At 72.6% G+C, this 24,756-nt stretch carries 23 protein-coding genes; 13 read left to right on the top strand and 10 right to left on the bottom strand.

Features of this window, described 5'->3' with window-relative positions; translation table 11 throughout:
* Nucleotides 1-6: 6 nt before the first annotated feature.
* The 7 genes from ACYUD3_RS08920 (at nucleotide 7) to ACYUD3_RS08890 (ending at nucleotide 6,181) form a co-directional block, all read left to right on the top strand.
* Nucleotides 7-198: a ferredoxin gene (locus ACYUD3_RS08920; protein ID WP_470967406.1), complete on the top strand. Its 192-nt coding sequence runs from the start codon at nucleotides 7-9 to the stop codon at nucleotides 196-198.
* Nucleotides 199-226: 28 nt separating this feature from the next.
* Nucleotides 227-1,591 (top strand): cytochrome P450, encoded by a 1,365-nt coding sequence (locus ACYUD3_RS08915; protein WP_470966376.1) that lies wholly within the window; start codon nucleotides 227-229, stop codon nucleotides 1,589-1,591.
* Nucleotides 1,592-1,659: 68 nt separating this feature from the next.
* Nucleotides 1,660-3,291 (top strand): thiolase C-terminal domain-containing protein, encoded by a 1,632-nt coding sequence (locus tag ACYUD3_RS08910; protein ID WP_470966374.1) that lies wholly within the window; start codon nucleotides 1,660-1,662, stop codon nucleotides 3,289-3,291.
* Nucleotides 3,288-4,196, top strand: coding sequence for an alpha/beta hydrolase (locus tag ACYUD3_RS08905; RefSeq protein ID WP_470966371.1), 909 nt, complete (start codon nucleotides 3,288-3,290; stop codon nucleotides 4,194-4,196). The genes ACYUD3_RS08910 and ACYUD3_RS08905 overlap by 4 nt, the downstream gene beginning before the upstream one ends.
* On the top strand, nucleotides 4,186-4,695 hold the full coding sequence (locus tag ACYUD3_RS08900) for a DoxX family protein (RefSeq protein ID WP_470966369.1): 510 nt from the start codon (nucleotides 4,186-4,188) through the stop codon (nucleotides 4,693-4,695). Before ACYUD3_RS08905 ends, ACYUD3_RS08900 begins: the two co-directional genes overlap by 11 nt.
* 5 nt (nucleotides 4,696-4,700) lie before the next feature.
* Nucleotides 4,701-5,492 (top strand): NAD(P)-dependent oxidoreductase, encoded by a 792-nt coding sequence (locus tag ACYUD3_RS08895; RefSeq protein WP_470966367.1) that lies wholly within the window; start codon nucleotides 4,701-4,703, stop codon nucleotides 5,490-5,492.
* A gap of 125 nt (nucleotides 5,493-5,617) precedes the next feature.
* A complete protein-coding gene (locus ACYUD3_RS08890) occupies nucleotides 5,618-6,181 on the top strand; it encodes a TetR/AcrR family transcriptional regulator (protein ID WP_470966364.1) in 564 nt (187 codons plus the stop codon).
* Here ACYUD3_RS08890 and ACYUD3_RS08885 read toward each other — a convergent pair.
* On the bottom strand, nucleotides 6,176-6,967 hold the full coding sequence (locus tag ACYUD3_RS08885; protein WP_470966362.1) for a class I SAM-dependent methyltransferase: 792 nt from the start codon (nucleotides 6,965-6,967) through the stop codon (nucleotides 6,176-6,178). The genes ACYUD3_RS08890 and ACYUD3_RS08885 overlap by 6 nt on opposite strands.
* A gap of 143 nt (nucleotides 6,968-7,110) precedes the next feature.
* On the opposite strand from ACYUD3_RS08885, the gene ACYUD3_RS08880 reads away from it, so the two are divergent.
* Nucleotides 7,111-10,419 (top strand): SdrD B-like domain-containing protein, encoded by a 3,309-nt coding sequence (locus tag ACYUD3_RS08880; protein WP_470966359.1) that lies wholly within the window; start codon nucleotides 7,111-7,113, stop codon nucleotides 10,417-10,419.
* A 322-nt stretch (nucleotides 10,420-10,741) separates the two neighbouring features.
* Nucleotides 10,742-11,650, top strand: a complete 909-nt coding sequence (locus tag ACYUD3_RS08875; RefSeq protein ID WP_470966357.1) for an SAM-dependent methyltransferase — start codon at nucleotides 10,742-10,744, stop codon at nucleotides 11,648-11,650.
* A gap of 8 nt (nucleotides 11,651-11,658) precedes the next feature.
* Here the strand turns inward: ACYUD3_RS08875 and ACYUD3_RS08870 are convergent, their stop codons facing one another.
* From ACYUD3_RS08870 to ACYUD3_RS08860, 3 genes are all read right to left on the bottom strand, one after another.
* Nucleotides 11,659-12,747, bottom strand: coding sequence for an alcohol dehydrogenase catalytic domain-containing protein (locus ACYUD3_RS08870; protein WP_470966355.1), 1,089 nt, complete (start codon nucleotides 12,745-12,747; stop codon nucleotides 11,659-11,661).
* A 237-nt stretch (nucleotides 12,748-12,984) separates the two neighbouring features.
* Nucleotides 12,985-14,463, bottom strand: coding sequence for an aldehyde dehydrogenase family protein (locus ACYUD3_RS08865; protein ID WP_470966352.1), 1,479 nt, complete (start codon nucleotides 14,461-14,463; stop codon nucleotides 12,985-12,987).
* A gap of 3 nt (nucleotides 14,464-14,466) precedes the next feature.
* Nucleotides 14,467-15,213: a (5-formylfuran-3-yl)methyl phosphate synthase gene (locus ACYUD3_RS08860; RefSeq protein ID WP_470966350.1), complete on the bottom strand. Its 747-nt coding sequence runs from the start codon at nucleotides 15,211-15,213 to the stop codon at nucleotides 14,467-14,469.
* A gap of 319 nt (nucleotides 15,214-15,532) precedes the next feature.
* On the opposite strand from ACYUD3_RS08860, the gene ACYUD3_RS08855 reads away from it, so the two are divergent.
* Nucleotides 15,533-16,297, top strand: coding sequence for an alpha/beta hydrolase family protein (locus ACYUD3_RS08855; RefSeq protein WP_470966348.1), 765 nt, complete (start codon nucleotides 15,533-15,535; stop codon nucleotides 16,295-16,297).
* Between the two features lie 84 nt (nucleotides 16,298-16,381).
* On the opposite strand, the gene ACYUD3_RS08850 is transcribed toward ACYUD3_RS08855, so the two are convergent.
* From ACYUD3_RS08850 to ACYUD3_RS08840, 3 genes are read right to left on the bottom strand one after another with little or no spacing between them, the layout of a single operon-like run.
* Entirely contained in the window at nucleotides 16,382-17,251 is an 870-nt protein-coding gene (locus ACYUD3_RS08850) for an NAD(P)-dependent oxidoreductase (protein WP_470966344.1), read from the bottom strand.
* Between the two features lie 43 nt (nucleotides 17,252-17,294).
* A complete protein-coding gene (locus ACYUD3_RS08845; RefSeq protein ID WP_470966342.1) occupies nucleotides 17,295-17,654 on the bottom strand; it encodes a carboxymuconolactone decarboxylase family protein in 360 nt (119 codons plus the stop codon).
* Nucleotides 17,655-17,665: 11 nt separating this feature from the next.
* On the bottom strand, nucleotides 17,666-19,090 hold the full coding sequence (locus tag ACYUD3_RS08840; RefSeq protein WP_470966339.1) for an aldehyde dehydrogenase family protein: 1,425 nt from the start codon (nucleotides 19,088-19,090) through the stop codon (nucleotides 17,666-17,668).
* 103 nt (nucleotides 19,091-19,193) lie between these two features.
* Here ACYUD3_RS08840 and ACYUD3_RS08835 point away from each other — a divergent pair, with 103 nt between their 5' ends.
* Genes ACYUD3_RS08835 through ACYUD3_RS08825 form a run of 3 tightly spaced genes read left to right on the top strand, consistent with a single transcriptional unit; the run spans nucleotide 19,194 to nucleotide 22,086 of the window.
* Complete coding sequence (locus ACYUD3_RS08835) at nucleotides 19,194-20,471, top strand: aromatic ring-hydroxylating oxygenase subunit alpha (protein ID WP_470966336.1); 1,278 nt, start codon at nucleotides 19,194-19,196, stop codon at nucleotides 20,469-20,471.
* Nucleotides 20,472-20,485: 14 nt separating this feature from the next.
* Nucleotides 20,486-20,815 carry a hypothetical protein gene (locus ACYUD3_RS08830; protein WP_470966334.1) on the top strand — a complete coding sequence of 110 codons (330 nt, stop codon included), beginning with the start codon at nucleotides 20,486-20,488 and terminating at the stop codon, nucleotides 20,813-20,815.
* Entirely contained in the window at nucleotides 20,815-22,086 is a 1,272-nt protein-coding gene (locus tag ACYUD3_RS08825) for a metal-dependent hydrolase family protein (protein ID WP_470966331.1), read from the top strand. The genes ACYUD3_RS08830 and ACYUD3_RS08825 overlap by 1 nt, the downstream gene beginning before the upstream one ends.
* Nucleotides 22,087-22,183: 97 nt before the next feature.
* Here the strand turns inward: ACYUD3_RS08825 and ACYUD3_RS08820 are convergent, their stop codons facing one another.
* Genes ACYUD3_RS08820 through ACYUD3_RS08810 form a run of 3 tightly spaced genes read right to left on the bottom strand, consistent with a single transcriptional unit; the run spans nucleotide 22,184 to nucleotide 24,720 of the window.
* Nucleotides 22,184-22,912, bottom strand: coding sequence for an alpha/beta hydrolase fold domain-containing protein (locus tag ACYUD3_RS08820; protein ID WP_470966329.1), 729 nt, complete (start codon nucleotides 22,910-22,912; stop codon nucleotides 22,184-22,186).
* Complete coding sequence (locus ACYUD3_RS08815) at nucleotides 22,902-23,645, bottom strand: enoyl-CoA hydratase/isomerase family protein (protein WP_470966326.1); 744 nt, start codon at nucleotides 23,643-23,645, stop codon at nucleotides 22,902-22,904. Before ACYUD3_RS08815 ends, ACYUD3_RS08820 begins: the two co-directional genes overlap by 11 nt.
* Before the next feature lie 13 nt (nucleotides 23,646-23,658).
* Nucleotides 23,659-24,720: a 2Fe-2S iron-sulfur cluster-binding protein gene (locus ACYUD3_RS08810; RefSeq protein WP_470966323.1), complete on the bottom strand. Its 1,062-nt coding sequence runs from the start codon at nucleotides 24,718-24,720 to the stop codon at nucleotides 23,659-23,661.
* Between the last annotated feature and the right edge of the window lie 36 nt (nucleotides 24,721-24,756).

Here is a 24,756-nt window from a genome sequence, read left to right as displayed (position 1 = left end):
AGCCACGTGAAGGTCCGCGTCGACCCCGAACGCTGCCAAGGGCACACCCTGTGCTTCATGCGCGCACCGGAGGTCTTCGAACTGAGCGAGATCGACGGCCACTCCTCGCCGGTCACCGAGGAAGTCCCCGACGACCAGCGCGAACAGGTCGCCGAAGCCGTCCGGTCCTGCCCCGAGCGCGCCATCGGCGTGTACTGAACACCGGTGCGCCGAGAAGGAGTTGAGCATGACCGCCGCCCGTACACCCGATGAGGCCGACGACGCCCGCAAACACCCCCGCGTCCACTTCGACCGCCACGCCCCCGAGTACCGCGACCGCTTCGAGGAGGAGACCCGCGCCTTCCACTCCGGCTGCCCCCTCGCCTGGTCCGACACCTACGGCGGGCACTGGGTCGCGGCCGGCAACCGCGAACTGCTCGCCTTCGCCCGCGCCGGACAGGCCCTCTCCAACGACCATGACGTGCACGGCGAACGCCGCGGCTACCAGGGCATTAACATCCCCGCGCCGGTCCGCGGCCGGGGCATCCGCGGCGGCTTCCTGGAGATGGACCCGCCCGAGCAGCGCGCCTACCGCACCGCCCTCAACCCCTACCTCTCCCCGGCGGCGATCGCCCGCTGGATCCCCTTCGTCGACGAGGTCGCCCGCGCCTGCCTCGACGAGCGGATCGAGTCCGGCCGCATCGACTTCGTCGACGACCTCGCCAACATCGTCCCCGCCGTCTTCACCCTCGCCATGATGGGCATCCCGCTGAAGAAGTGGGAGCTGTACAACGAGCCCGCCCACGCCGGTGTCTACACACCGCCGACCTCCCCGGCGATGGCCCGCGTCATCGAGGCGCACAAGGCGATGCTCGGCGACATCGGCGCCACCCTCCAGGACATCCGCGCCACGCCCCGCCCCGGCCTGGTCGACGCGCTGCTGACGATGGACGCCGACGCCACCGACGCGGACCTGGTCGGCGCCCTCGCCCTGCTCATCGGCGGCGGCTTCGACACCACCACCGCGCTCACCGCGCACGCCCTGGAATGGCTCTCCCGACACCCCGCCGAGCGCGCCGAGTTGAGCCGGGAACGGGCGACGCTGCTCGACTCGGCGACCGAGGAGTTCCTGCGCTACTTCACCCCGGCGCCCGGGGACGGCCGCACCGTCGCCGAGGACTGCGAGATCGCCGGGAAGGAGCTCAAGGAGGGCGACCGGCTGTGGCTTTCGTGGGCCATGGCCAACCGCGACCCCGCCGTCTTCGCCGACCCCGACACCGTCGACCTCGCCCGCCCCGGCAACCGGCACACCGCCTTCGGCCTCGGCATCCACCGCTGCATCGGATCCAACGTCGCACGCACGGTGTTCAAACGGATGCTGCTCCAAGTCCTGGACCGGGTACCGGACTTCGTGTGCGACCCCGAGGGCGCCGTGCACTACGAGACGATCGGCGTCATCCAGGGCATGCGGCATCTGCCCGCCACCTTCACCCCCGGCAAGCGGCTCGGCCCCGGCCTGGAGGAGACGCTGGTGACACTCCAACAGGCGTGCGACGACCAGGGGTTGGCGGAGCCGGTGACGGTGCGCAGGGCGGAGGCGAAACTCCGTTGAGCGCGCGCGAGGAGGGAGGAGCCGCTGCCGTCGCTTCGCAAGGGACGGCCGGCGAGGCTCAAGGTGAAGTGGCCCGCCCGCAACCCCAGTTCACCCCGGAGGCCGAGTTCTTCTGGACCTCAGGACGCGACGGCCGCCTCCGCTTCCAGGCCTGCGCCGACTGCGCCGCCCTCATCCACCCGCCCCGGCCGGTCTGCCGCCGCTGCCGCGGCCGCACCACCACGGTCCGCGAGGTCTCCGGCCGCGCCACCCTCATCGGCTTCACCACCAACCACCGCTTCCCCTTCCCGGGCCTGCCAACTCCCTTCCTGGTGGCCCAAGTAGCCCTGGAGGAGGACCCCCGCGTCCGCCTCACCACCAACCTCGTCGACTGCACCCCCGAAGACCTCCGCCTCGGCATGCGCATGGAGGTCACCTTCGAACGGACCGGCGACACCTGGCTCCCCCTCTTCCACCCGGCCCCCCACCAGCCGCCCCCGGCCGAACTCCCCGCCGACGAGCCGGTCACCCCCCATCTCCGCCCGCCCATAAGGAAGTTCGAGCACAAGGCGGTCATCAGCGGCGCCGGAGCCTCCCGCATCGGCCGCCGCCTGATGCTGCCCCCACTCCAACTCACCGTCGACGCCTGCGAGAAGGCGGTCACCGACGCGGGCCTCACCTTCGCCGACATCGACGGCCTCGCCACCTACCCCGGCGCGGGCCCGTACGGCGGCTTCGCCGAAGGCGGCGTCACCGCACTGGAGTCGGCGCTGGGCCTGCGCCCGGTCTGGCACCACGGCGGCGGGGAGACCTTCGGGCCCGGCGGCTCGGTGATCTCCGCGATGCTCGCTGTGGCCGCCGGCCTCGCCCGGCACGTGCTGTGCTTCCGCACGGTGTGGGAGTCGACGTACGCCGAACTGCTCCGGCGAGGCACCCTCCCCGCACCCCAACAGCCCGCGACCGACGGCTGGTTGAAGCCCTTCGGAGCCGTCTCCGCGGCCGTCCCCCTCGCCATGGGCGCCCAGCGCCACATGCACCGCTACGGCACGACCCGCGAGACCCTCGGCTGGATCGCCCTCAACCAGCGCGCGGGCGCGGCCCGCCACCCCGACGCGATCTACCGCACCCCCCTCATGATGGACGACTACCTCACCGCCCGCCCCATCGCGACCCCCTTCGGCCTCTACGACTGCGACGTCCCCTGCGACGCGGCCACCGCGGTCGTCGTGTCGGCCGCCGAGACGGCACCGGACCTCGCGAGGAAACCCGTCCGGATCGAAGCCGTCGGCACACAACTCGTCGAACGCCCCGAATGGGACCAGGCGAGCCTCACCCACGAACCCCAAGTCCTCGGCCAGGCCGCCCACTTGTGGACCCGCACCGAACTGCGCCCGGCGGACGTCGACGTGGCGCTGCTCTACGACGGCTTCACCTTCAACTGCCTGTCCTGGATAGAGGCGTTGGGCTTCTGCGGCATCGGCGAGGCCCGCGACTTCCTCGACGGCGGCAAGAACATCGCCCTCGGCGGCAGCCTCCCCCTCAACCCCCACGGCGGCCAGCTCTCCCACGGCCGCACCCACGGCATGGGCCTCCTGCACGAAGCCGTCCTCCAACTGCGCGGCGAGGCCGGCGCCCGCCAAGTCACGGGCGCCCGCACGGCCGTGGTCTCCAGCGGCGGGCTCACCCCCAGCGGCGTACTCCTGCTGAAAGCGGACGCATGACCTCCACCGAACCCGAACTCACCCCGGCCGTCCGCCCGTTGACGGCCGACGTGCACGGCATCCCCGTCTCCGCCCTGCTCGCCGAGGCCGACCACCCCCGCGCGGTCGTCGTCGCCCTGCACGGCGGCGCCACCACCTCCGCCTACTTCGACCACCCCGGCCAGCCCCAACTCTCCCTGCTGCGCACGGCGATGGCGACCGGCTACACGGTCCTCGCCCTCGACCGCCCCGGCTACGGCGCCTCCGCAGGCCACGAGGAAGACCTCAACACCCCCGAGCGGCGAGCCGAGTTCGCGTACGACGCCGTCACCGCCCTCCTCGCGGGCGTCGAGCGGGGCCTGGGCGTCTTCCTGTGGGCCCACTCGGCGGGCTGCGAACTCGCCCTGCGCATGGCGGGCGAACCGCAAGACACCTTGCTGGGCATGGAGTTGGCCGGGATGGGCCGCATCCTCCACCCCCGCTCGGTCGCGGCGATGGAGGAGTGGCACCGCAACCCCGTCCGCACCCGCCCCGACCTGCGCCACGCCCTCTGGGACCCGCCGCACGCCTACCCGCCCGACGTCCACGGCGGCCGGGGCATCGGCTCCTCCTCACCCGCCTACGAGGCCCGCCGCGCCCACTGGCCGAGCGAGTTCGCCCGGCTCGCCGCGTCCGTACGCGTCCCCGTGCACCTGACCCTCGCCGAACACGAACAGGTCTGGGCGAACGGCCCCGCCGGACTCGCCGACCTCGCCTCCATGTTCACCGCCGCGCCCCGCGTCGTACGCCACGAACAGGCCGGCGCGGGACACAACACCAGCCTCAGCCGGCCGGCCCTCGCCTACCATCTGCGCGTCCTGGCCTTCGTCGAGGAGTGCGGGCTCGGCGTGGGGGCGCTGCCGGGAGAGTCCTGCGATGGCAACTGACGTACTGCTGCTGGCTGTTCGGGCCGTCCTGGGGGCCGTCATGGTCGCCCACGGCTGGAACCACTGGCGGGGCGGCGGCGGGATCGACGGCACGGCGGGCTGGTTCGCGGGGCTCGGGCTGACCCGGCCCCGGCTCCAGGCCTGGCTGAGCGTCGTGACCGAACTCGGCGCCGGAGCACTGCTGTCGGCGGGTCTGCTCACCTGGCTCGCCTGCGCCGCCGTCCTCTCCGTGATGCTCGTCGCCGGCCTCCTCGCCCACCGCCCGCACGGCTTCTTCGTGTTCAAGGAGGGGTACGAGTACGTGCTCGTCCTCGGCGTGCTCGCGCTCGCCCTCGGGGCGTGGGGGCCCGGGGAGTACGCCATCGACACGGCGGCCGGGATCTCGGTGAGCGGGTGGGCGGGGGCGGGGTGCGTGCTCGGAATGGGAGCCGTCGCCACGGCCGGGCTGCTCGGCATCTTCTGGCGACCCCGGAAGAGGCCGTCCACGGAAGGGAGTTGAGGGACATGAGAGTCGGTTTCATCGGTCTGGGCAGCCAAGGGGCGCCCATGGCCCGCCGGATCGCGGAGGCGGGCTTCGCACTCACCTTGTGGGCCCGGCGCCGGTCCACGCTCGCCCCGTTCGCGGACACCTCCGCCCGCGTCGCGGCCTCGCCCGCCGAACTGGCCGCCGCCAGCGACCTGGTGTGCCTGTGCGTCGTCGACGACCGCGGGGTCGAGGAGCTGTCCGGGGAGATCCTGGAGGGCCTGGGCGCCGGCGGGATCATCGCCGTGCACGCGACCGTCCATCCCGACACCTGCCGCCGACTGTCCCAACGGGCCGCCGAACGCGGTGTGTTGGTGCTCGACGCCCCGGTGAGCGGCGGCGGGCGGGCGGCGGAGAAGGGGGCGCTGCTGGTCATGGTGGGCGGCCCGGAGGAGGCGCTGAAGGCGTGCGGTCCCGTGTTCGCGTCGTACGCCGATCCCGTCGTCCGTCTCGGTGGGGTCGGTGCCGGGCAGACCGCGAAGTTGCTCAACAACCTTTTGTTCACCGCCCAGTTGGGGCTCGCGGCCGAGACGCTGGCGTTGGGGGAGCGGCTGGGGATGGCCGCCGAAGGGCTCGGGAGGGTGCTGGAGCACGGGAGTTCGGCGAGTTTCGCGCTGGAGCGGGTCGTCGACGCGGGCGGCACGCTGGAGCGGATCGCCGGGCACGCGGGCGGGCTGCTGGCGAAGGACGTGCGGCTGTGCGGGGAGATCGCGGGGGAGACGGGACGGGTGGGGGAGGTCGCGCGGGGGGTGCTGGGGGAGATGGGGGTGTGAGGCGCCGGGGTCTCGTACCGGCACCCGGAGTCTCGTACCCGCCCCGGACAAGGCCTGAACGGACCTTCCCCCCGCCCCCGCCCCCGTACATAGGGTGAGGCGCCGAGGGACGAGAGGGGTTCGATGTGGGGTGTGCGCGGCGTGCGGTGGTGCTGGAGGCGGCGCTGGAGGTGTTCGCCGAGCGGGGGGTGCGTGGGACGTCGTTCGACGCGGTCGCCGAGCGGGCCGGGCTGACGCGGCAGGGGGTGCTGCACTACTTCCCGAGCAAGAAGCGGCTGCTGCTGGAGGTGCTGAACGAGCGGGTGCGGCTGAACCGGGAGCACCTCGCGGAGCGGGCCGTCGGCGAGGACTGGGCGGGGGACTTCGCGGAGGCCGTCGCCTTCGAGCAGGAGCACCCCTCGCTCGCGCAGGTGCACGCCGTGGTCGTCGCCGAGGCGGTGACCGGCCAGGAGCCCGCGCAGGCCTACGTACGCGACCGCTGCCGCTCCCTCCAGGACCATCTCACCGCCCGCCTCGTCGAGCGCTACGGCGAGCGGCTGCCGAGCGGGCTGCCCGCGCGGACCGGCGCCGTCGCCGTGCTGGCGCTCATCGAGGGGGTGCACCAGCTGTGGCAGGTGGACGTGGACGGGGAGCGCTACCCGGAGGCCGTGCGGGCGGCGGTCTCCGTGCTCCTGGGGGAGCCGTCATAGGCGCGCGGTGACGACGTAGTAGTCGATGAGCCCCCTCTCATAGGCGCGCAGGAAGTTGCGCGGCCAGGTGTCCGGCGCCCACATGCGCGCCAGCCACAGGTCCCAGCCGGGCCAGACGTCCGCCCCGATCGGCTCGACCCGCGCTGCTGCGAACCCGGCCGCCGTGAACGCGTCCGTCAGGTCCCCCACCGGACGCGCGATGTCCAGGCCGCTCTCGAAGGTCTCCAGCAGCTCCGCCAGCTGCTCGGGGCGGCCGGGCGTGAAGAACCCGGCGACAGCGATCCGCCCGCCCGGCCGCAGCACCCGCGCCGCCTCCCGCGCGAAGCCGCCGAGCCCGGGAAAGTGCTGCGCCGCCTCGACGCTGAGCACCGCGTCGAAGGAGCCGTCCTCCAGGGGGACGCGCTCCGCCGCCCCCTGAACGAACCGCAGCCCCTGTGTGCCGGGGTGCGCCGCGCGCGCCCGCGCGAGCTGCTCGGGGTGGATGTCGAGGCCGGTCACCGACGCCGGCCCGTACTCCTTCAGGGCGAGCGCGGCGCCCATCCCGAGCCCGCACCCCACCTCCAGGACGGCCGCCCCCTCCAGCGGCCCCAGGCCGTCCAGGACGAGCCGGTACAGGTCCTCCTGGCTGCGCACCCGCTCCGCCTCGCCGACGCTCCCCGTGAGGTCGACGGCCCGCCAGTAGCCGAAGTTGATGAACCCTCCGGCGAACATCGGCAGCCCGCTGAGATCCATCGGACCGTACGTCTCCTCGACCGCGGGCCGCATGACCTGGGGTTTGTCCGTCACTGCCGTACCTCCTGGAAGATCGCTGACATTCCGTTAGCTACCCCGAACGGCCCGATTCAACGTATTTGATGTTTCCCATACATATCTCGACGAGGTCCCCGCGACGAGGCCTCGGTGCGTCCCTCGACGAGACAAGGAACAGCATGCGCAGAGAAAGACCACCGAGAAGGAGACGGCTCTCCGCCGCTCTCGCGCTGGGTGTGTGCGTGGTCGGACTGCCGGCCGTCCAGGCGGCCGTCCCGGCCGCGGCTCTGACGAGGGCTCAGGGCAGCGGCGACGGTACGGTCACCGTACGGGTCGTCACCGAGGTGAACGCCGACGGGGCGTACGACGCAGCCCTGGAGCCGGGGATGTCCGGCGTCACCGTCACCCTCACCGACGACGCCGGGCACGTCCTCACCGCGACGACCGGCGCCGACGGCACCGCGACCTTCACCCCCGCCTCCTCGGCCCTGACCGGCGGCAAGTACCGCGTCGAGGTGAGGAACCCGGACGCCACCACCTACCAGCCCGCGATCGCGGGCCTCGGCAGCGGCGCGAGCGTCATCCGCTCCAACACCGGCTTCGTCGACGTCTCCGGCGGCACCGACGTCACCTACACCACCGGCTTCTGGGAGCCGGACCTGTACTCCCAGGAGAACCCGACGCTGGTCACCGCGGGCCTCGCCAAGGGCGACGCGACCGGCATGCAGGGCCTGATGCAGTTCGACGGGAACTTCACCAACACCTCCCCGGGCGGCACGTTCACTCAGCTCACCGACAACACCGCCCAGCAGGCCGTCTACGGCATCGGCACCGACCGCACCGGCAACGTCTACATGGGCACCTCGGTCAAACGCCACACCGAGTACGGCCCGGCCGGCGCCGTCAACGCCATCTACCGCTACAACAGCTCCAGCAAAGCCGTGACGACCTTCGTCACGCTGCCCGGCACTCTCACCGCCCACGACTCCTCCAACAGCTACCTCAACGACGACGGCATCTACAGCAAGGTCGGCCGCGAGGGTCTCGGCGACGTCGACGTCTCCGGCGACGGCAAGACCCTGTTCGCTGTCAACCTCAACGACTCGAAGCTGTACCAAGTTCCCCTCAACGGCTCCGGCGACTCCGTCACCCCCGGCGCGCAGTCCTCGTACGACATCCCCAAGCCGTCCGGCTGCACCGGCGAGTGGCACCCCTACGGGATCGGCGTGCGCGGCAAGCGCGTGCTGGTCGGCGGGGTGTGCGGGGCCGAGTCGTCCGTCACCGACACCGTGCCCTGGGGCGACCCGGCGCAGCTGAGCGCCCACGTCTACGAGTTCAAGGGCGGCGCCTTCACCCATCTGCTCGGCTACGGGCTCGACTACGCGCGCGGGTGCGCGTACCGCTTCACCGGCACGCCCGCCACGCTCTACCGCTGCGACGACTCCACGACCGTCGGCCAGCGGATGAGCGCCGACTGGGAGGCCTGGAACGAGCGGGTGCCCACGCGCGAGGAGCACCTCTTCGTGAGCGCGCCGCAGCCCATGCTGTCCGACATCCAGATCGCCGACAACGGCGACCTGATCATGGGCTTCCGCGACCGCTTCGCCGACATGCAGGGCAACCGCACCTACTCCTACGGCTCCACGACCACCCAGGTGTCGGCCGTCGCCGCCGGTGACGTCCTGCGCGCGTGCGTGTCGGGTACGACGTACACCCTGGAGAACAACGCCTCCTGCGGCTCCTTCACGGGCAGCATGCCGGGCGACAAGGAAGGGCCGGGCGGCGGCGAGTTCTACGACGACCGCACCGTCCTGTCCGACGCCACGCACGACCAGATCACCGAGGGCGGCCTCGCGCTCCAGCCCTACCGCAAGAAGCTGTGGTCGACGGCCTTCGACCCGTGGACGAACCAGGCCTACGAGCAGGGCGTGCGGGAATGGGTCGCCGACGGATCGGTGCCCACGCGCGCGCGGGCCGACCAGAGCGGCACCGTCATCGGCAACCTCCTGCTGAAGTCCACCTGGTCCGACGGCGCCAACCTCTTCGGCAAGGGCAACGGCCTCGCCGACCTGGAACTGGTCCTCGACCAGGCGCCCGTCCAGATCGGCAACCGCGTCTGGTACGACACCAACGGCGACGGCATCCAGGACCCCTCCGAACCGCCCGTCCCGGGTGTGGTGGTCACCCTGAAGGCCCCCGACGGCACGACCCTGACGGCGACGACCGACGCCAACGGCGAGTACTACATCGGCACCGCCCAGGGCCTCAAGCCGGACACCAAGTACGACGTCACCTTCGACTACTCGGCCGCCGACACCTCCGGCCTCCCCGGCACCCCGGCCCCCAAGGACCTCCAGTTCACCAAGGCGAACGCGGGCACCGACACCCACATCAACTCCAAGCCGGACAGCGCCGGCAAGACCACGGTCTCGGTCGGCGACCCCGGCTACGTCAACCACGACGTCGACGCGGGCCTGACACCGCTCAACAAGCTCGGTGACTACGTCTGGTACGACGACAACGGCAACGGCATCCAGGACCCGTCCGAGAAGCCCGCCCCCGGGGTGACCGTCAAGCTGATCGACGCGACGACCGGCAAGACGCTCAAGACGACCACCACCGGCACCGACGGCAAGTACCTGTTCGACGACCTGCCCGACGGCCGGTACAAGGTCTGCTTCACGGCCCCCGCCGGCTACCAGTTCACGAAGCAGAACGCGGGCACCGCCGGTGACGACTCCGTGGCCGACCCCAAGAGCGGCTGCTCCGGCACCGTCACCCTGGGCCCGTCCAACCGCGCGGACCTCACCCAGGACGCGGGCCTGACGCCCCTCAACAAGCTGGGCGACTACGTCTGGTACGACGACAACGCCAACGGCATCCAGGACCCGGGCGAGAAGCCCGCTCCCGGGGTCACCGTCAAGCTGATCGACCCGGCCACGGGCAAGACGCTGGCGACCACCACGACGGACAGCCAGGGCAAGTACCTGTTCTCCGACCTGCCCGACGGCTCCTACAAGGTCTGCTTCACCAAGCCCGCCGGCTACGAGTGGACCAAGCAGAACGCGGGCGCGGCCGGCAAGGACTCCGTGGTCGACACCAAGAACGGCTGCTCGGCCCCGGTCACCCTGGGCCCCGGCAACCGGTCGGACCTCACCCTGGACGCCGGGCTCGTCAAGGAACTGAGCCTCACCGTCCTGACCACCGACGCCAAGACCGGCTCGCCGCTGGGCAGTACGGTCGTCCAGCTGTGGCGGGACGTCAACGGCAAGAAGACCCTCGTCGGTGACTGCTCCACCCCGAGCAACGGCAAGTGCTCCTTCGGGGGGCTGCCGCCGGGCACGTACTACGCGGTCGTCAAGGACGTGCCGGAGGGCTACGAGCTGCCGAAGAAGCCGACGAAGACCTACCAGCTCACCGTGGCGAACGACGGGCTGGTCATCCGGATCCCGATCGAGCGCGGGGGGCCCTGCAAGGGCAAGTGCTGAGCCTGAGGGACGGCTGAGCCGGAGCGGGGGGGGGGGGGGGGGGGGACCACCCCCCCCCCCCCCCCCCCCCCCCCCCCCCCCCCCCCCCCCCCCCCCCCCCCCCCCCCCCCCCCCCCCCCNCAAGGACAGGTGTGGATCCGGGGGGAGGGCTGAACCGGAGCGGCGGGGTGGTCCCATCACCCCCCCGCCGCTCTCTGCCGTCAGCACGCGAGACCGTTTAAACCCTTTTGAGTGAACATCAAATATTTTGTGGCGAGTTGAGTTGATCGGGAGGATAGTTCGAAGCGCGAAGCAGTTTTCGGATCGGGGCGGGGAGAGCGGCATGGCGGGTACGGCGCGTACGGAAAAAGGGGCGGACGGAGTCGCAGAGGGCGGCGTGGGGGTCACGGCGCTGCTGGTCGCGGCGGCGCGGGCGATAGAGACATACCGGGACGACAGCCTGGCGCGGGACGTGTTCGCGGAACACTTCGTACGGGCGGCCCCGGCGGCGGAGGGCTGGCCGGTGCGGATCCAGCAGGTCCCGGAGGGGGACGCGAACCCGCTGTGGGGAAGGTTCGCGCGCTACTTCGGACTGCGCACGCGGGTCCTCGACGACTTCCTGATCCGCTCGGCGCTCGGCGGAGCCCGCCAAGTGGTGCTGCTGGGCGCGGGCTTGGACACCCGGGCGTTCCGGCTCGACTGGCCCGACGGCTGCGCCGTCTACGAGATCGACCGGCCAGGGGTCCTGGAGTTCAAGCACGCGGTGCTCGGCGGCCTCTCCGCCGTCCCGAGGGCCAGGCGTGTCCCCGTCCCCACCGATCTGCGCGCCGACTGGGCCGCCGCGCTGACCGCCGCCGGCTTCGATCCGGCCGCCCCCAGCGTCTGGCTCGCCGAAGGCCTGCTGTTCTATCTGCCGGACGCGGTGGAGACCCGACTCATCGACACCGTCGACCGGTTGGCTGCGGCGGGCAGCGCCCTGGCCTACGAGGTCAAGCTGGAGAAGGACCTCCTCGCCTACCAGGACAGCCCCCTCTACACCGCGACCCACGCCCAGATCGGCATCGACCTCCTCGGCCTCTTCGCGGCGGGCCCCCGCCCCGACTCCGCCGGCCGGCTCGTGGACAAAGGCTGGTCGACGACCGTCCGCACCCCCTTCGACTTCACGAACCGGCACGGCCGGGGACCGCTGCCCGAGCCGAACGACGCACTGGAGGGAAACCGTTGGGTCTTCGCCGACAAACCCCCCAGCTGACCGGCCGCTCAACTCCCGGGCACCAGCACCGGCTTGACCACCCGCCCCGCCTCGCAGTCCCGCTCCGCCTCCCCGATCGCGTCCAGGGGGTAGGTCCGGATCAGCTGGTCGAAGGGGAACCGCCCGGCCCGCCACAGCTCGGCGAGCCGCGGGACCAACAGGCCCGGCACAGCGTCCCCTTCGCACAGATGCGACAGCACGCGCCCCCGGTCCAGCGTCCCCGGCTCCAGCGCCAGCGCGGAGTGCAGCCGGGCCGCCAGAGCGAGCCGCCCCCTCGGCCGCAGCCCCCGCAGCGCCTCGTTGATCAGCCGGGCGTCGGCCGTCGTGTCCAGCGCGTACTGCGTGCCGCCATCGGTCAGCCGGCCGATCATGCCCGGCAGACCGGCGTCCGTCGAGCGCAGCGGCAGCGCCCCGAACCGCTCGGCCAGCGCCAGCCGTTCGGGGCTGCGGTCGACAGCGACGGCCACCGCCCCGGCCGCGTCCGCCGCCAGCACGGCCGCCAGCCCGACGGCGCCCGCGCCGAGCACGACGACCGTGTCCCCGGGCCCCGCCCGGAAGGTGTTCAGCACCGCCCCCGCCCCCGTGAGGAAACCGCACCCGAGCGGCCCCAGCAGCTCCACGGGCAGCGCCGGATCGACCCGCACCGCGTTGCGGGCCGCGACCAGCGCGTACGCGGCGAACGCGGACTGCCCGAAGAACCGGGGCGCCAGCCGGCCCCCGCCCGCGTCGGTGAACCGCGCCCGCGCCCGCCCGCCGAAGAGGTTCAGCGCGGCGAACGACTCGCAGTACGCGGGCGCCGCCCCGAGACAACTCCGGCACCGCCCGCAGGAGTCGAAGCTCAGCACGACATGGTCACCGACGTTCAGCTCACCACCGGGCCCGCCCGTCTCGACGACCACCCCGGCGCCCTCGTGCCCGAGCACCGCCGGCAGCGGCGTACGGCCCCCCGAGCGCCGTACCGCGAGATCGGTCCGGCACATCCCGCACCCGGCGATCCGGACCAGGACCTCACCGGGACCGGGCCCGCCGTCCAGGGTGACCCGCTCGACGGCGAACGGGGCGTCGTACGCGCGCAGGACGGCTGCCGGGAACTGCATGGGCATGTCTCCTCCGGGGGCAAGTGGCTGGTGGGGGCCGGGGGATGGGCGGTGGGCCGGATCGCGGGGGTGCTGCTCGTGCTCGCGGTTCTTGTGCGAGGGCGTGGCTTCAGGCCGGGGCTCTTTCGAGGGCGGGCGTGCCTCTTCCGTCGGCGGTCACGCCCTTGCGGAGGCGGGCGGTCACTGCGGTCACGCTCCTGCGTAAGCTGCCGGTCACACCCCTGCGCAGGCCGCCGCTCACGTCTCTTCCGGTCGGTGCAGCACGAACGGGCGCAGGTTGCCGTACAGACCCCAGGGGCCGCCCGCGACGCCGACGCCGCTGGATCTCGTGCCGGCGAAGGGCTGGGCCAGGGAGAGTTCGGCGTGGTGGTTGAGCCAGGCCGTGCCGCAGTCGAGGCGGGCCGCGACCTCGGCCGCGCGGTCGAGATCGGTGCCCCAGACGGAGCCGCCGAGGCCGTAACCGGTGGAGTTGGCGGCGTCGACGGCGGCGTCGAGGCGGTCGTAGGGAAGGACCGGCAGGACCGGGCCGAACTGTTCCTCCGTCACCACCGGGCTGGTGGGCGGGACGTCGGCCAGGACCGTCGGGGCGAAGAAGTGGCCCGGCCGGTCCGCCGGCCGGTGCCCGCCGGCCGCGGCCCGCGCGCCCTCCGCCAGGGCCCGCGCCGTGAACTCACCGACCCGGGCCAGCTGGGCGGCGTTGTTCACCGGCCCCAGCTCGGTCGCCGGATCGAGACCGGGGCCGACGACGACACTCCGCGCGCGGTCCGCGAGCGCCTCGACGACCTCGCCGTAGAGCCGGGCCGGGGCGTACACCCGCTTGACGGCCATGCAGACCTGCCCGCAATTGCGGAACGCCGCCCAGAACAGCCGGTCCGCGACCGCGCCCACATCGACGTCGTCCAGCAGGATCGCCGCGTCGTTGCCGCCCAGCTCCAGCGTGACCCGCGCGAGCGAGCCCGCCGCGCCCCGGGCGACGGCCCGCCCGGTGGGGACCGAACCGGTGAACGTGACATGGCGGATGCCGGGATGGGCGGCCAGCCGTGCGCCCAGAGGTTCGCGGCCGGTGACGACCGTCAGCACCCCCTCGGGCAGCGCGGCCGACAGGACCTCGCCCAGCAGCCGGGTCGCCAGCGGGGTGAACGGGGACGGCTTCAGCAGGACGGTGTTGCCCGCCGCCAGCGCCGGCGCGAACTTCGCCGACGCCAGCTGGAGCGGGAAGTTCCACGGCACGATCGCGGCGACCGGACCGAGGGAGCGCCAGCGGACCTCGCTGCGCACCGGACGGCCGTCCACGATCGGCTCGGCGACCGGATCGAGCCCCGCGAAATAACGCAGCCGGGCCGCCGTACGGGCCACCTCCGAGGCCGACTCCGCCAGCGGTTTGCCCTGCTCACGGGTGAGCAGCGGAGCCAGCGAAGCCTCGGCCGCCTCGACGGCGTCGGCCGCCGTGAGCAGCGCCGCCGTACGCGCGCCCGGATCGGTCCGCCAGCCCCGCCAGGCCTCGTGCGCGCGGGCGACGAGCGCGTCCAGTGCGTCCGGCGGGAGGGAGGGGGCTTCGGCGAAGGGCTCGCCGGTCGCCGGGTCGACGACGGGGAAGCAGCTGGGGGCGGGGGAGCTGCGGGCGGCGAGGTGACCGCCGGCAACGGGGACGGGGCGACTGTCGGCGACGGGGGAGCTGTCGTCGGCAGCAGGGCCGTCGGCGGGAGGCGGCGGCACCGCTCAGCCCGCGGCAGGGACGGCCGCCGTCGTGCACCGGTCCATCTCCGCGCGGAACGCGGCCACCAGCTGCGGCTGAATCCTTCCCGTGGTGCGGTCACCGCCCTCGCAGACCGCGCCGCGCACCCCCACGATGTCCGTGCCGATCCGGGCCAGCGCGCCCAGATCCTCCCGCCGGACACTGCCCGCGAGCGCCGCCCGCAGCCCGAACCCGTGCGCCAGCCGCACGAACTCCCCGCACACGTCCGGCGCGAGATGGTCGAACAGCCGGGTCCCGTCCTTGACGGCCGTGTCCAGCATCGCCGCGTCCGCCCCGGCCCGCCGGGCCACGTCCGGCAGCGCGAGCGGGTTGACGCAGCCGATCCGGTGCGCGTCGGCGTACCCCGAGGCGACGACGAACGCGTCCGCCCGGTACTCCTTCACCGCGCGCACCACCCCGCGCATCACCTCCACGGCCTGCTCCGGCGTCGTGCACCCGTACAGCCCGACCTTGATGTACGACGCCCCCGACACCACCGCGCCCAGCGCCGCCTGCGCGACCGTGCCCGGCTTGTACGGCACGTCCCCGACCGTCGCCGACACCGGCTTGTCCGCCGGGACCGCCGCGCGTATCTCCCGGATCACCCATGGGTAGTTGGCCCCGAGCGAGCCCTCGTCCGGTTTCTTGACGTCGACGATGTCGAGATGCTCCGCCGCCTTCGCGCAGTCGAGAGCCTCCTCGACACCGTCCGGGGAGATGAGAAGCAGCAACGTGGACTCCTTGTGTCTGACCGGTCGCGGACAGCTCATCTTCACCGTGCCTTCCAGCCTCGGGAAGAGCGTGCGACGCAGCACCGCACCGCTGCCGCGCGCGCCGCTCACGCCGGAGCGAGGGGGAGCGGGGAAAAGCGTTGGACGGGGCGCGGCTCCGGCTTGTACGTTGCGGACGACCGTGACGCCGCCCGAGGAGGTGAGACCCATGAACGCTGTATCGACGTGGGTGCTCCCCCTTTCCCGTCACGGCCGGCGGCTGACGTAGGCGCCGCCGGGAGCGCCTGTCCACCCAAGGCACTCCCGAAAGGCAAGACCCATGAACACTCTTCAGTTCACCGCCGAGTCGTCGGCGGACGGCGTCACCGAACGCGACTTCACCCTGGTCGGCGTCCCCGGCGTGCTCTGGTCGCCGGCTCCCAGCCACGGCCGGGCGCCCCTGGTCCTGCTGGGCCACGGCGGCGGCGCCCACAAGAAGCACCCGTCCATGACGGGCCGCGCCCGCCTCCTGACCCGCCGCGGATTCCACGCCGCCGTCCTCGACGCGCCCGGACACGGCGACCGGCCGCGCACCGCGCAGGACGAACGGGACATCGCCGCACTGCGCGCCGCACAGGCGGCGGGCGAGTCGGAGCGCTCCGTCGTCGTCCGCTACAACGCCCGCCTGGCCGAGCAGGCCGTGCCCGAGTACCGGGCAGCCCTGGACGCCCTCCAGGAACTTCCGGAGATCGGCGCCGACGGGCCGGTCGGCTACGCCGGAATCGCCATGGGCACCGCGATCGGGGTGCCGCTGGTGGCGGCCGAACCCCGGATCATCGCCGCGGTCCTCGGGCTGATGTGGCCCGACGCCCTGCTGGAGGCGGCGCGGCGGATCACCGTCCCGGTCGAGTTCACCCTCCAGTGGGACGACGAGCGCATCCCGCGCGAGTCCGCTCTCGCGCTGTTCGACGCCTTCGCCTCCGAGGAGAAGACCCTGCACGCCAACGCGGGCGGGCACATGGACTTCCCCCGGCGGGTGGAGGCCGACAGCGCGACCCGGTTCCTGGCCCGGCAGCTCGGCGGGGCGGTGCCGGTGGCGGCCTGATGAGCACGGCTCGATGAGCCGCTGAAGCGAATCGCGGCGGCGCCCGCTTGGGCGCCGCCGCTCCCTCACCCCCGCCGAAGACCCTTACGCCCCCGCCGTGAACGGATACACCCGAGTGAAGTCGGCCCCCGGCTCGGCCGCCGCGAACGCCTCCCACAGCGCCCGGGTGACCGCCGCGACGGCCGCCGCCGTCCCCAGACCGGCCACCTCGTCCAGATAGAGCCCGACGTCCTTGGCCATCAACGTGTTGCTGAACCCGGAGGCGTACCGCCCCGACAGGATCTCGTCCGGGAACTTGTCGGCGCTCGCCCCGCTGCGCCCGCTGGAGGCGTTCAGGACCTCCAGCATCACCGCCGGATCGAGCCCGGCCGCCCGCCCGAAGGCGACGGCCTCACTGGTCGCGGCCAGCGCGGTCGCGGAGAGGAAGTTGTTGGCGAGCTTCAGGGCCTGCGCCTGCCCGGGCCGCTCGCCCACGCGCCGCCGCCGGTCACTGAGCCCCGCCAGCACCGGCCCGACCCGCGCGCAATCGGCGTCCGCGCCCGCGTACATGACCATTAACGTCCGCTTGCGGGCCCCCGCCGGACCACCGGAGACCGGCGCGTCGACATACCCCAGCGGCCCCGCCCCCAGCGCCCGCGCGGCCGTCACCCCCACCGTCGAGGTGTCCACGACATGCGTCACCCGCCGCCCCCGCACCCCCGCGAGCCGCCGCACGACGTCCGTGACCGCCGCCGCGTCCGGGAGACTGAGTACGACGACGTCGGCGCCGCGCGCGACCGCCTCCGGGTCCGGCGCCCAGCCGGCGCCCAGGGGAGTGCGGGCGGGACCGGAGCTGTCGTGGGCGAGGAGGGTGAAGCCGGAGCGGACGAGGTTGGCGGCGAGGGGGCCGCCCATGTTGCCGAGTCCGATGAAGCCGATGACGGGCCTGCCGGGGTGGGGCTTGAGGGCGTTCATACGATGGTCTCCTTGCCGTCGGGGCCGATGCCCACCGGTCCGCTCATACGTCCCGCCCCGCCCGTACCTCCCGCACCACCGCGAGCGCGGCCGTCCCCGCCGGCGCCCCGCAGTACGCGGTGAGCTGGAAGAGGAGTTCGTCGATCTCGGCGTCGGTCACGCCCGCGCGGGGCGCCGCTTCGAGGTGGGTGCGCAGGGCGTCGGTGCGGCCGGTCGCCGCGGTCATCGCGAGCACCAGGAGGCTGCGGTCGCGCGGGGAGAGGGGGCCGCCGCGCGCCCAGACACCCCAGGCGAGCGCGGTGACGTAGTCCCGGTAGCCGTCGGGGCCCGGTCCGTCCCCGTCGTCGCCGATCACTTCACGGCGGACGGCGCGCGCGGCGCGCTGCCACTCGGCGTCGTACATCTGGGGCTCCTTCACTGGGAGTCGGCGGGCCGCAGGCCGACGCTGACGGTTTTGAGCTGGGCGTACTCCGCCAGCGCGGCCAGCCCTTTCTCGCGGCCGTAGCCGCTGCCTCGGTAGCCGCCGAACGGGGTCTCGACGGTCAACGGGCCGCCGTTGACGGAGACTTGGCCGGCCTGGAGGCGTTCGGCGAGGCGCAGGCCCCGGGTCAGGTCGCCGCTCCAGACGGCGGCCACCAGCCCGTACTCGGTGTCGTTCGCCAGCCGCAGGGCCTCCGCCTCGTCCGCGAAGGGCAGTGTCACCAGGACCGGGCCGAAGATCTCCTCCCTGGCGAGGCGGCTCGCCGGGTCGGCGCGCGGGTAGACGGCCGGGCGGACGAACAGGCCCTGGGCGGGCGGGCCTTCGGTGTACGGGCCGCCGCCGGTCGCGGGGGCCCCGGCGGCCGCGAGGAAGCCCAGCACCTTCTCGTACTGCGCCTCGGTGATCAACGGCCCGAAGTCCACGCCGGGTTGGAGTTTCTCCACGGCGGCCACGATGCGCCGGACCACCTCGTCGTGCACGGACTCCTCGATCAGCACCCGGGCCGTCGCCGAGCAGACCTGGCCGGAGTTGGCGGCCAGCGCGGCGACGGCCGCCGCACACGCGCCGTCCAGGTCGGCGTCGGCGAACACCAACAGGGGTGATCTACCGCCGAGTTCGAGGGTGAGCGGGATCAGCCGGCCGGCCGCGACGGCCGCGAGCCGTCGGCCCGTGGCGGTCGAACCGGTGAACGCCAGCCGCCGCACGCCGGCATGGGCGGCGAGCGCCGCGCCCGCCTCGGGTCCGGTGCCGGTGACGACGTTCAACAGCCCGTCGGGCAGGCCGACTTGGGTCGCCAACCGGGCGAGTCGCAGCGTCGAGGCGGAGGTGAACTCCGAGGGCTTCACCACCGTCGCGTTGCCCATGGCCAGCGCGGGGGCGAGGGCGCGGCAGGCCTGGTTGAGGGGGAGGTTCCAGGGGGTGATCACACCGACGACGCCGTACGGCTCGTGGCGGGTGTACGTGTGGGCGTCCGCGCCCTGTTCGATGACCCGGCCCTGTCCGGCGGCGCGCACCACGCCCGCGTAGTAGCGGAAGTACTCGGCCGACATGCCGATCTCCAGGCGGAGTTGGGCGTCGGTCTTGCCGGTGCAGGCGCGCTCCAGGCGGGTCAGCTCGGGTGCGTCGGCCTCGATCGCCCCGGCGATCTTGTGCAGGACCGCGCCGCGTTCGGCGGGGGAGCGGGCCGCCCAGGCGGGCCAGGCGCGTTCGGCCGCCCCGACGGCCCGCGCGATGTCGGGGGCGGTGCCGGCGGCGGTCTCGTCGCCGGGCGCGCGGGTCGTCGGGTCGAGGCCGGGCAGCCAGGCCGCGCTGTGCGGGGCTGCCGGGCGGCCGTCGATCCAGTGGTCGTAGCGCGCCAAGGAGACCTCCTCAAGGGGCCGGAACGGCCTTGCGGAAATGGCATTCTCAAAAAAAGATATCCCTGTTACCGTGGCGGTGTCGACCGACCGGAGGTTCCGATTCATGGCGCACTTCCCGAAGCCGCAAGAGGGCAGCTGGACCGAACACTTCGCACTGGACACGGAGCCGGTCTCGTACGCGGACTCGATCTCCCCGGAGTACTACGAGCGCGAACGCGAGGCGGTCTTCCGCAAGACCTGGCTCAACGTCGGCCGGGTGGAACAACTCCCGCGCAAAGGCTCCTACTTCACCCGCGAGCTGGACGCGGCCGGCACCTCGCTGATCGTGGTGCGCGGCACCGACGGCGTCGTACGCGCCTTCCACAACGTCTGCCGGCACCGGGGCAACAAGCTGGTGTGGGACGACTATCCGGGTGAGGAGACCAAGGGCAACTGCCGCGCGTTCACCTGCAAGTACCACGCCTGGCGTTACGACCTCGAAGGCAGACTGACCTTCATCCAGCAGGAGTCGGAGTTCTTCGGCGTCGACAAGGAGCGCTACGGACTGCTCGGCGTCCAGACCGAGGTCTGGGAAGGGTTCGTCTTCGTCAACCTCGACCCCGACAACACCACTTCCCTACGTACCTACTTGGGCCGCTTCGGGGAGGGGCTGGAAGGCTACCCCTTCCACAAACTCACCCAGGTCCACAAGTACCGCGCCGAGATCGGCAGCAACTGGAAGCTCTTCATCGACGCGTTCGCCGAGTTCTACCACGCGCCGATCCTGCACTCCGGACAGTACGTCTCCGAAGAGGCCGCGAAGATAAAGAAGTACGGGTACGAGGCCCTCGCCTACGACATCGACGGCCCCCACAGCATGGTCTCCTCCTGGGGCGGCATCGCCCCGCCGAAGCAGCGGGCCATGGTCAAACCCATCGAACGCGCCCTGCGCAGCGGCCTGTTCGGACCCTGGGCGGCCCCCGACATCGGCCTCACCACCGAACAGCTGCCCCCGGCCCTCAACCCGACCCGCAGCAAGGTCTGGGGCATGGACTCCTTCGTCTTCTTCCCCAACTTCATGCTGCTGGTCTGGCGCCCCAACTGGGTCCTCACCTACCACTACTGGCCGACGTCCCACAACACCCACATCTTCGAGGGCACTTGCTACTTCGTGCCCCCCGAGAACGCCTTCCAGCGCCTCCAACAGGAGCTGGCCGTCGTCTCGTTCAAGGAGTACGGCCTCCAGGACGGCAACACCCTCGAAGCCACCCAGACCATGCTGGAGACCCGCACCCTGGACGCCTTCCCGCTCTGCGACCAGGAGGTCCTGCTGCGCCATCTCCACGCCACCGTACGGAAGTTCGTCGACACCCACGCCAAGCAGCCGTCCACCGCGTCCTGAGAGGAGGCCTACAGATGAGCCGAGTGTTCCCCGCCGACTTCGCCGCGCTGGAACCCTTCGCCGGCTGGGCGCTGCCGGGCGAGAAAGCCCGCTACGCCAAACGGATCGCCAGCACCATGGAAGAACTCCAGGCCTTCTACGACGTGGCGTTCCCGCTCCTCGAACAAGGCACCGCCTATCTGGAACAGGTGTCCCTCGACGGCATCGGCGACGAGGACAAACACCTTCTGTGGACGTTCTGTTCACTGATCACCGTCGCTTTCCCGGTCGAGGCGTGGGGGCAGCCGAGGGTGCCGGACAGCGGGCCCTCCGCGATCGACGCCGTCGTCGAACCGGCCGTCTGATGCCGGGCGTCGGAAAGAACTCCGCGACCTCCGAGACCCCGCCGGTCCTGCTGCGCGCCGCCCGCCTCCTCGACCTCGACAAAGGCGAACTCACCGGCCCCGCCGCCCTGTTGGTGACCGGCGAGCGCATCACCGAGGTCGGCGAACCCGCCCGCCTCCCCGAACACACCGTCATCCGCGACCTCGGAGACGTCACCCTCCTGCCCGGCCTGATGGACATGGAGGTCAACCTCTTCCTCGGCGGCCCCGACCACCGCAGCCCGCTCATCCCGGTCCAGGAGGACCCGGCGGTGCGCACCCTGCGCGCGGTCGCCAACGCCCGCCGCACCCTGCACCGGGGCTACACGACCGTACGCAACCTGGGCCTCTTCGTGCAGACCGGCGGGGTGCTGCTCGACGTCGCGCTGAAGAAGGCCGTCGACCTCGGGTGGGTCGACGGGCCCCGGATCGTCCCTGCCGGGCACGCGATCGCGCCGACCGGCGGGCACCTCGACCCGACGATGTTCCAGGCCCTCGCGCCCGGTGTGCTGCCGCTCAGCGTGGAGGAGGGCATCGCGAACGGCGTCGCCGAGGTCCGCAAGGCCGTGCGGTACCAACTCAAGTACGGGGCAAGGGTGATCAAGCTCTGCGCCTCCAACGGCGTGATGTCGCACACCGGTCCGGCGGGCGCGCAGCAGTACTCCGACGAGGAGTTGCGCGCCGCCTGCGACGAGGCGCACCGCGCGGGCGTCAAGGTCGCCGCCCACTGCATGGGCGACCGTGCGATCCGCGCCGCCGTCGAAGCGGGCGTCGACTGCATCGAGCACGGCTTCCTCGCGAGCGACGAAACCCTCCAACTCATGGTGGAACGCGGCACGTTCCTCGTCGCGACCACCTCTCTCACCGAGCAGATGGACACCGCCCACGCCGACCCCGCGCTGCGTGCCAAGGCCGCCGAGGTCTTCCCCCGCGCCCGCGAGTCCACCGCCCGCGCGATCCGCCGGGGCGTACGCGTCGCCCTCGGCACGGACGCTCCCGCGATCCCGCACGGGCGCGGCTATCTGGAGCTGTCCGCCCTGGTCGAGAAGGGGATGCGGCCCCTGGACGCGCTGCGCGCCGCGACGACCGTCGCGGCCGAACTGATCGACGCCGACGACCGGGGGCGCCTCGCTCCCGGCCTCCTCGCGGACCTCATCGCCGTGCCTGGCGATCCGCTCGCGGACATCTCGGTGATCAGGAAGGTCGGGTTCGTGATGAAGGGCGGGCGGGTGTACCGGGACGACGGGGCTTGAGAACAGGGGGACTTGAGGGATACGAGGATGTCGGCGCCCCCGGTGACAAGGGCGCCGGCATCCGGCGTTGGAGTCGGCGTCGATCAGCCCGGTGCGTTCACCCTCCCGCCGGACTGAACCGCCCGCACCACAGCCGCAGGAAATCCACCGTCGCCGTCAGCTGGCGCAGCCCCTGCGCGGACGCGTCCTCGTAGATCCGCACGTCCACCGCGACCCCGGAGTGCGCGGCGCGGGTCGCGAACGACAGGGTGTCGTCGAGCAGCAACTCCGTTCCGGAGGAGTGGAGTTGGAGCGGCGGCAGGCCGTGGAGGTTGGCGTGCAGGGGGCTGAGCGCGGGGTCGTCCGGCGCGGCGAGGCCGACGTAGGCGGCGGCGCGGATGCGCAGGGTATCGGGGTCGACCGTACGGTCCGCCGCCGCGTTGAACAGCAGACTCGGCGCGTCCAGCGTGAAGTCGAGGAGCGGCGAGGTCAGTACGGCGCAGGCGGGCGGCGGCGCGTCCTCGTCCCGCAGCCGCAGCAGCAGCGCGGCGGCCAGCGTCCCGCCGAGCCGCTTCCCCACGACGGCCACCGGACCCCGCGCGTGACAGTGCTCCCACGCCGCGCGGACATCGTCCGACGCGCGCGGATACCGGGGCCGATAGCGGGCGCACACCACCGACTGCCCGGTCCGCCGCGCCAGTTCACGCGCCGTCGGCAGCGCGTCCTGCGGGGTGCCGCCGAGCCGCTGGTCACCGTGCAGATACAGCAGCGTACGACCGGAAGGACCACCCTCCGTGTGCACCTCCGGCCCGAACGGCCCTTCCAGGACCCGGACTTCACTCACCATCGGACCTCCTCGTCGATGCCGATCCGGACCGCGTCCGCTCCACCGCTTCCCAGTGTTCCTCCGCCACCCACAGCCGGGCGAACGCGGCGGCGGCCTCCTGAGCCGAACGCCCTTCCCGCACAAGCCGTTTGACCTCACCGGCTTGAGGAGTGGCCAGCGCCCGCCCCAACTCCCGCCACCCGTGGGCGAATTCCGCACGCGGCAGCACCACGTCCACCAGACCCATCCCACTGGCCTCCCCGGCACTCACCACCCGCCCCGTCCCCGCGAGCAGCAACGCCCGCCCCGCCCCGACGAGTTGCGCCAACCTTTCGGCACCACCCCAGGCCGGCACGATCGCCAGCGCCGTCTGCGTGAAGCCGATGCGTACGTCGTCGGCGGCGACCCTGATGTCGGCGGCCACGGCGACCTCGGCGCCGCCGCCCAGTGCGGCCCCGTTCAGCGCGGCCAGCACCGGACCCGGGAACCCGGCGATCCGGTCGCACAACGCCCGCATCCGCAGGGCCATTTGGGACGCCTCCGGCACGGTCCGCAGCCGGGCCAGCTCCTTGAGGTCGCCGCCCGACACGAACGCCCGGTCGCCCGCCCCGGTCAGCGCCAGAGCCCGCGCGCCCTCGGCCGCGTCCAGGGCCTTCTCCAACTCGCCCATGGTCGCGGGATCGAGGGCGTTGCGGGCGTGCGGGCGGTCGATCGTGAGGACGGCGAGTCCGTCTTCCAGCTCCAACTCGACCATGCGCGGCTCCAGTTCAGTCCTCGTACAGCACGGTCACATCGGGGGTGGCGGGTTCGGCCTGGCAGGTCAGCACCCAACCCTCGGCCATCTCGTCGGCGTCCAGCGCGTTGTTCACCCGCATCGTCGCCTCGCCTGCCGTCAGCCGCGCCATGCAGGTCGCGCAGTCGCCGGACTCGCAGGAGAAAGGGGGTGTGAAACCGGCGCGGCGGGCACTCTGGAGGAGGGTTTCGCCGGGGCGGCGGGGGACGGTGCGGCGGGTGCCGCGCAGGTCGACGGTGACGGATCCGCCGGGTGGGGGAGCGGTGTTCGGCGACGGGGCGGGCGCCACAAGGTTGGGCGTCGGGCCGGGTGCCATAGGGTCGGGAGTCGGGCCGGGCGCCGTAAGTTCGGGTGTGGGCGTCGAGGCGAACCGTTCGACGAGGATCCGCTCACCCGGCACCCCCCACGCGAGAAGCGTCCGCTCCACCAGCTCCATGAACGGCTCGGGTCCGCAGACGTAGCAGTCCGCCCCCGCATCCGCCAGCTCCCGCACCTCGCCCTCGGTGACCAGCCCGTCCCGCTCGTCGAAGTGCCGCTGTACGTCCAGCCGTTGAGGGTGCCGTACGGCCAGTTCCGTCAGGGCGTCCTCGAAGATGGCCGCCTGCTTGGTCTGATGAGCCGTCAATAACCTGACCCGTCGGGGAGTTGCCGCCAGCGCGCTCTTCACCAGGGAGAACACCGGGGTGATCCCGCTGCCGCCCGCGAACGCGATCAACGGCCGTCCGGAGCCGTCCTCTTGGAGGCAGAACGCTCCCGCCGGGCGGGTGGCGTGGAGTGTGTCCCCGGGTCTCAGCTCGCTGTGCATCCACCCCGACACCAGCCCGCCCGGCACCCGCTTCACGGTCACGGACAGCTCGGCGTCGGTGTCGGGGGAGCTGGACATGGAGTAGCTGCGCAGGGTGCCGCAGGCCTGGAAGGTGAGGAACTGGCCCGCGCGGTAGGGGAATTCGGCGTCGAGGGTGAAGGTGCGCACGTCCGATGTCTCGTCGGCGATCCGGGTGATCCGCACGGGGTGGAAGCCGTGGTCGCGTGCCATGTATGGAACTTACCTTCTCCTCATGGGAGAGTGCAA

It is taken from the genome of Streptomyces sp. AMJ-169 (genome assembly GCF_055597585.1).
The sequence above is the reverse complement of the archived record's forward strand: the minus strand, read 5'-3'. Positions and strand labels throughout refer to the sequence as shown.

What these genes read in the sequence shown, in the direction of transcription:
- ACYUD3_RS08850 (WP_470966344.1), bottom strand. Translation starts at nt 17,251, where the DNA reads ATGAACGCCCTCAAGCCCCACCCCGGCAGGCCCGTCATCGGCTTCATC.
- ACYUD3_RS08875 (WP_470966357.1), top strand. Translation starts at nt 10,742, where the DNA reads ATGGCGGGTACGGCGCGTACGGAAAAAGGGGCGGACGGAGTCGCAGAG.
- ACYUD3_RS08880 (WP_470966359.1), top strand. Translation starts at nt 7,111, where the DNA reads ATGCGCAGAGAAAGACCACCGAGAAGGAGACGGCTCTCCGCCGCTCTC.
- ACYUD3_RS08835 (WP_470966336.1), top strand. Translation starts at nt 19,194, where the DNA reads ATGGCGCACTTCCCGAAGCCGCAAGAGGGCAGCTGGACCGAACACTTC.
- ACYUD3_RS08915 (WP_470966376.1), top strand. Translation starts at nt 227, where the DNA reads ATGACCGCCGCCCGTACACCCGATGAGGCCGACGACGCCCGCAAACAC.
- ACYUD3_RS08900 (WP_470966369.1), top strand. Translation starts at nt 4,186, where the DNA reads ATGGCAACTGACGTACTGCTGCTGGCTGTTCGGGCCGTCCTGGGGGCC.
- ACYUD3_RS08855 (WP_470966348.1), top strand. Translation starts at nt 15,533, where the DNA reads ATGAACACTCTTCAGTTCACCGCCGAGTCGTCGGCGGACGGCGTCACC.
- ACYUD3_RS08825 (WP_470966331.1), top strand. Translation starts at nt 20,815, where the DNA reads ATGCCGGGCGTCGGAAAGAACTCCGCGACCTCCGAGACCCCGCCGGTC.
- ACYUD3_RS08845 (WP_470966342.1), bottom strand. Translation starts at nt 17,654, where the DNA reads ATGTACGACGCCGAGTGGCAGCGCGCCGCGCGCGCCGTCCGCCGTGAA.
- ACYUD3_RS08815 (WP_470966326.1), bottom strand. Translation starts at nt 23,645, where the DNA reads ATGGTCGAGTTGGAGCTGGAAGACGGACTCGCCGTCCTCACGATCGAC.
- ACYUD3_RS08810 (WP_470966323.1), bottom strand. Translation starts at nt 24,720, where the DNA reads ATGGCACGCGACCACGGCTTCCACCCCGTGCGGATCACCCGGATCGCC.
- ACYUD3_RS08830 (WP_470966334.1), top strand. Translation starts at nt 20,486, where the DNA reads ATGAGCCGAGTGTTCCCCGCCGACTTCGCCGCGCTGGAACCCTTCGCC.
- ACYUD3_RS08905 (WP_470966371.1), top strand. Translation starts at nt 3,288, where the DNA reads ATGACCTCCACCGAACCCGAACTCACCCCGGCCGTCCGCCCGTTGACG.
- ACYUD3_RS08870 (WP_470966355.1), bottom strand. Translation starts at nt 12,747, where the DNA reads ATGCAGTTCCCGGCAGCCGTCCTGCGCGCGTACGACGCCCCGTTCGCC.
- ACYUD3_RS08895 (WP_470966367.1), top strand. Translation starts at nt 4,701, where the DNA reads ATGAGAGTCGGTTTCATCGGTCTGGGCAGCCAAGGGGCGCCCATGGCC.
- ACYUD3_RS08820 (WP_470966329.1), bottom strand. Translation starts at nt 22,912, where the DNA reads ATGGTGAGTGAAGTCCGGGTCCTGGAAGGGCCGTTCGGGCCGGAGGTG.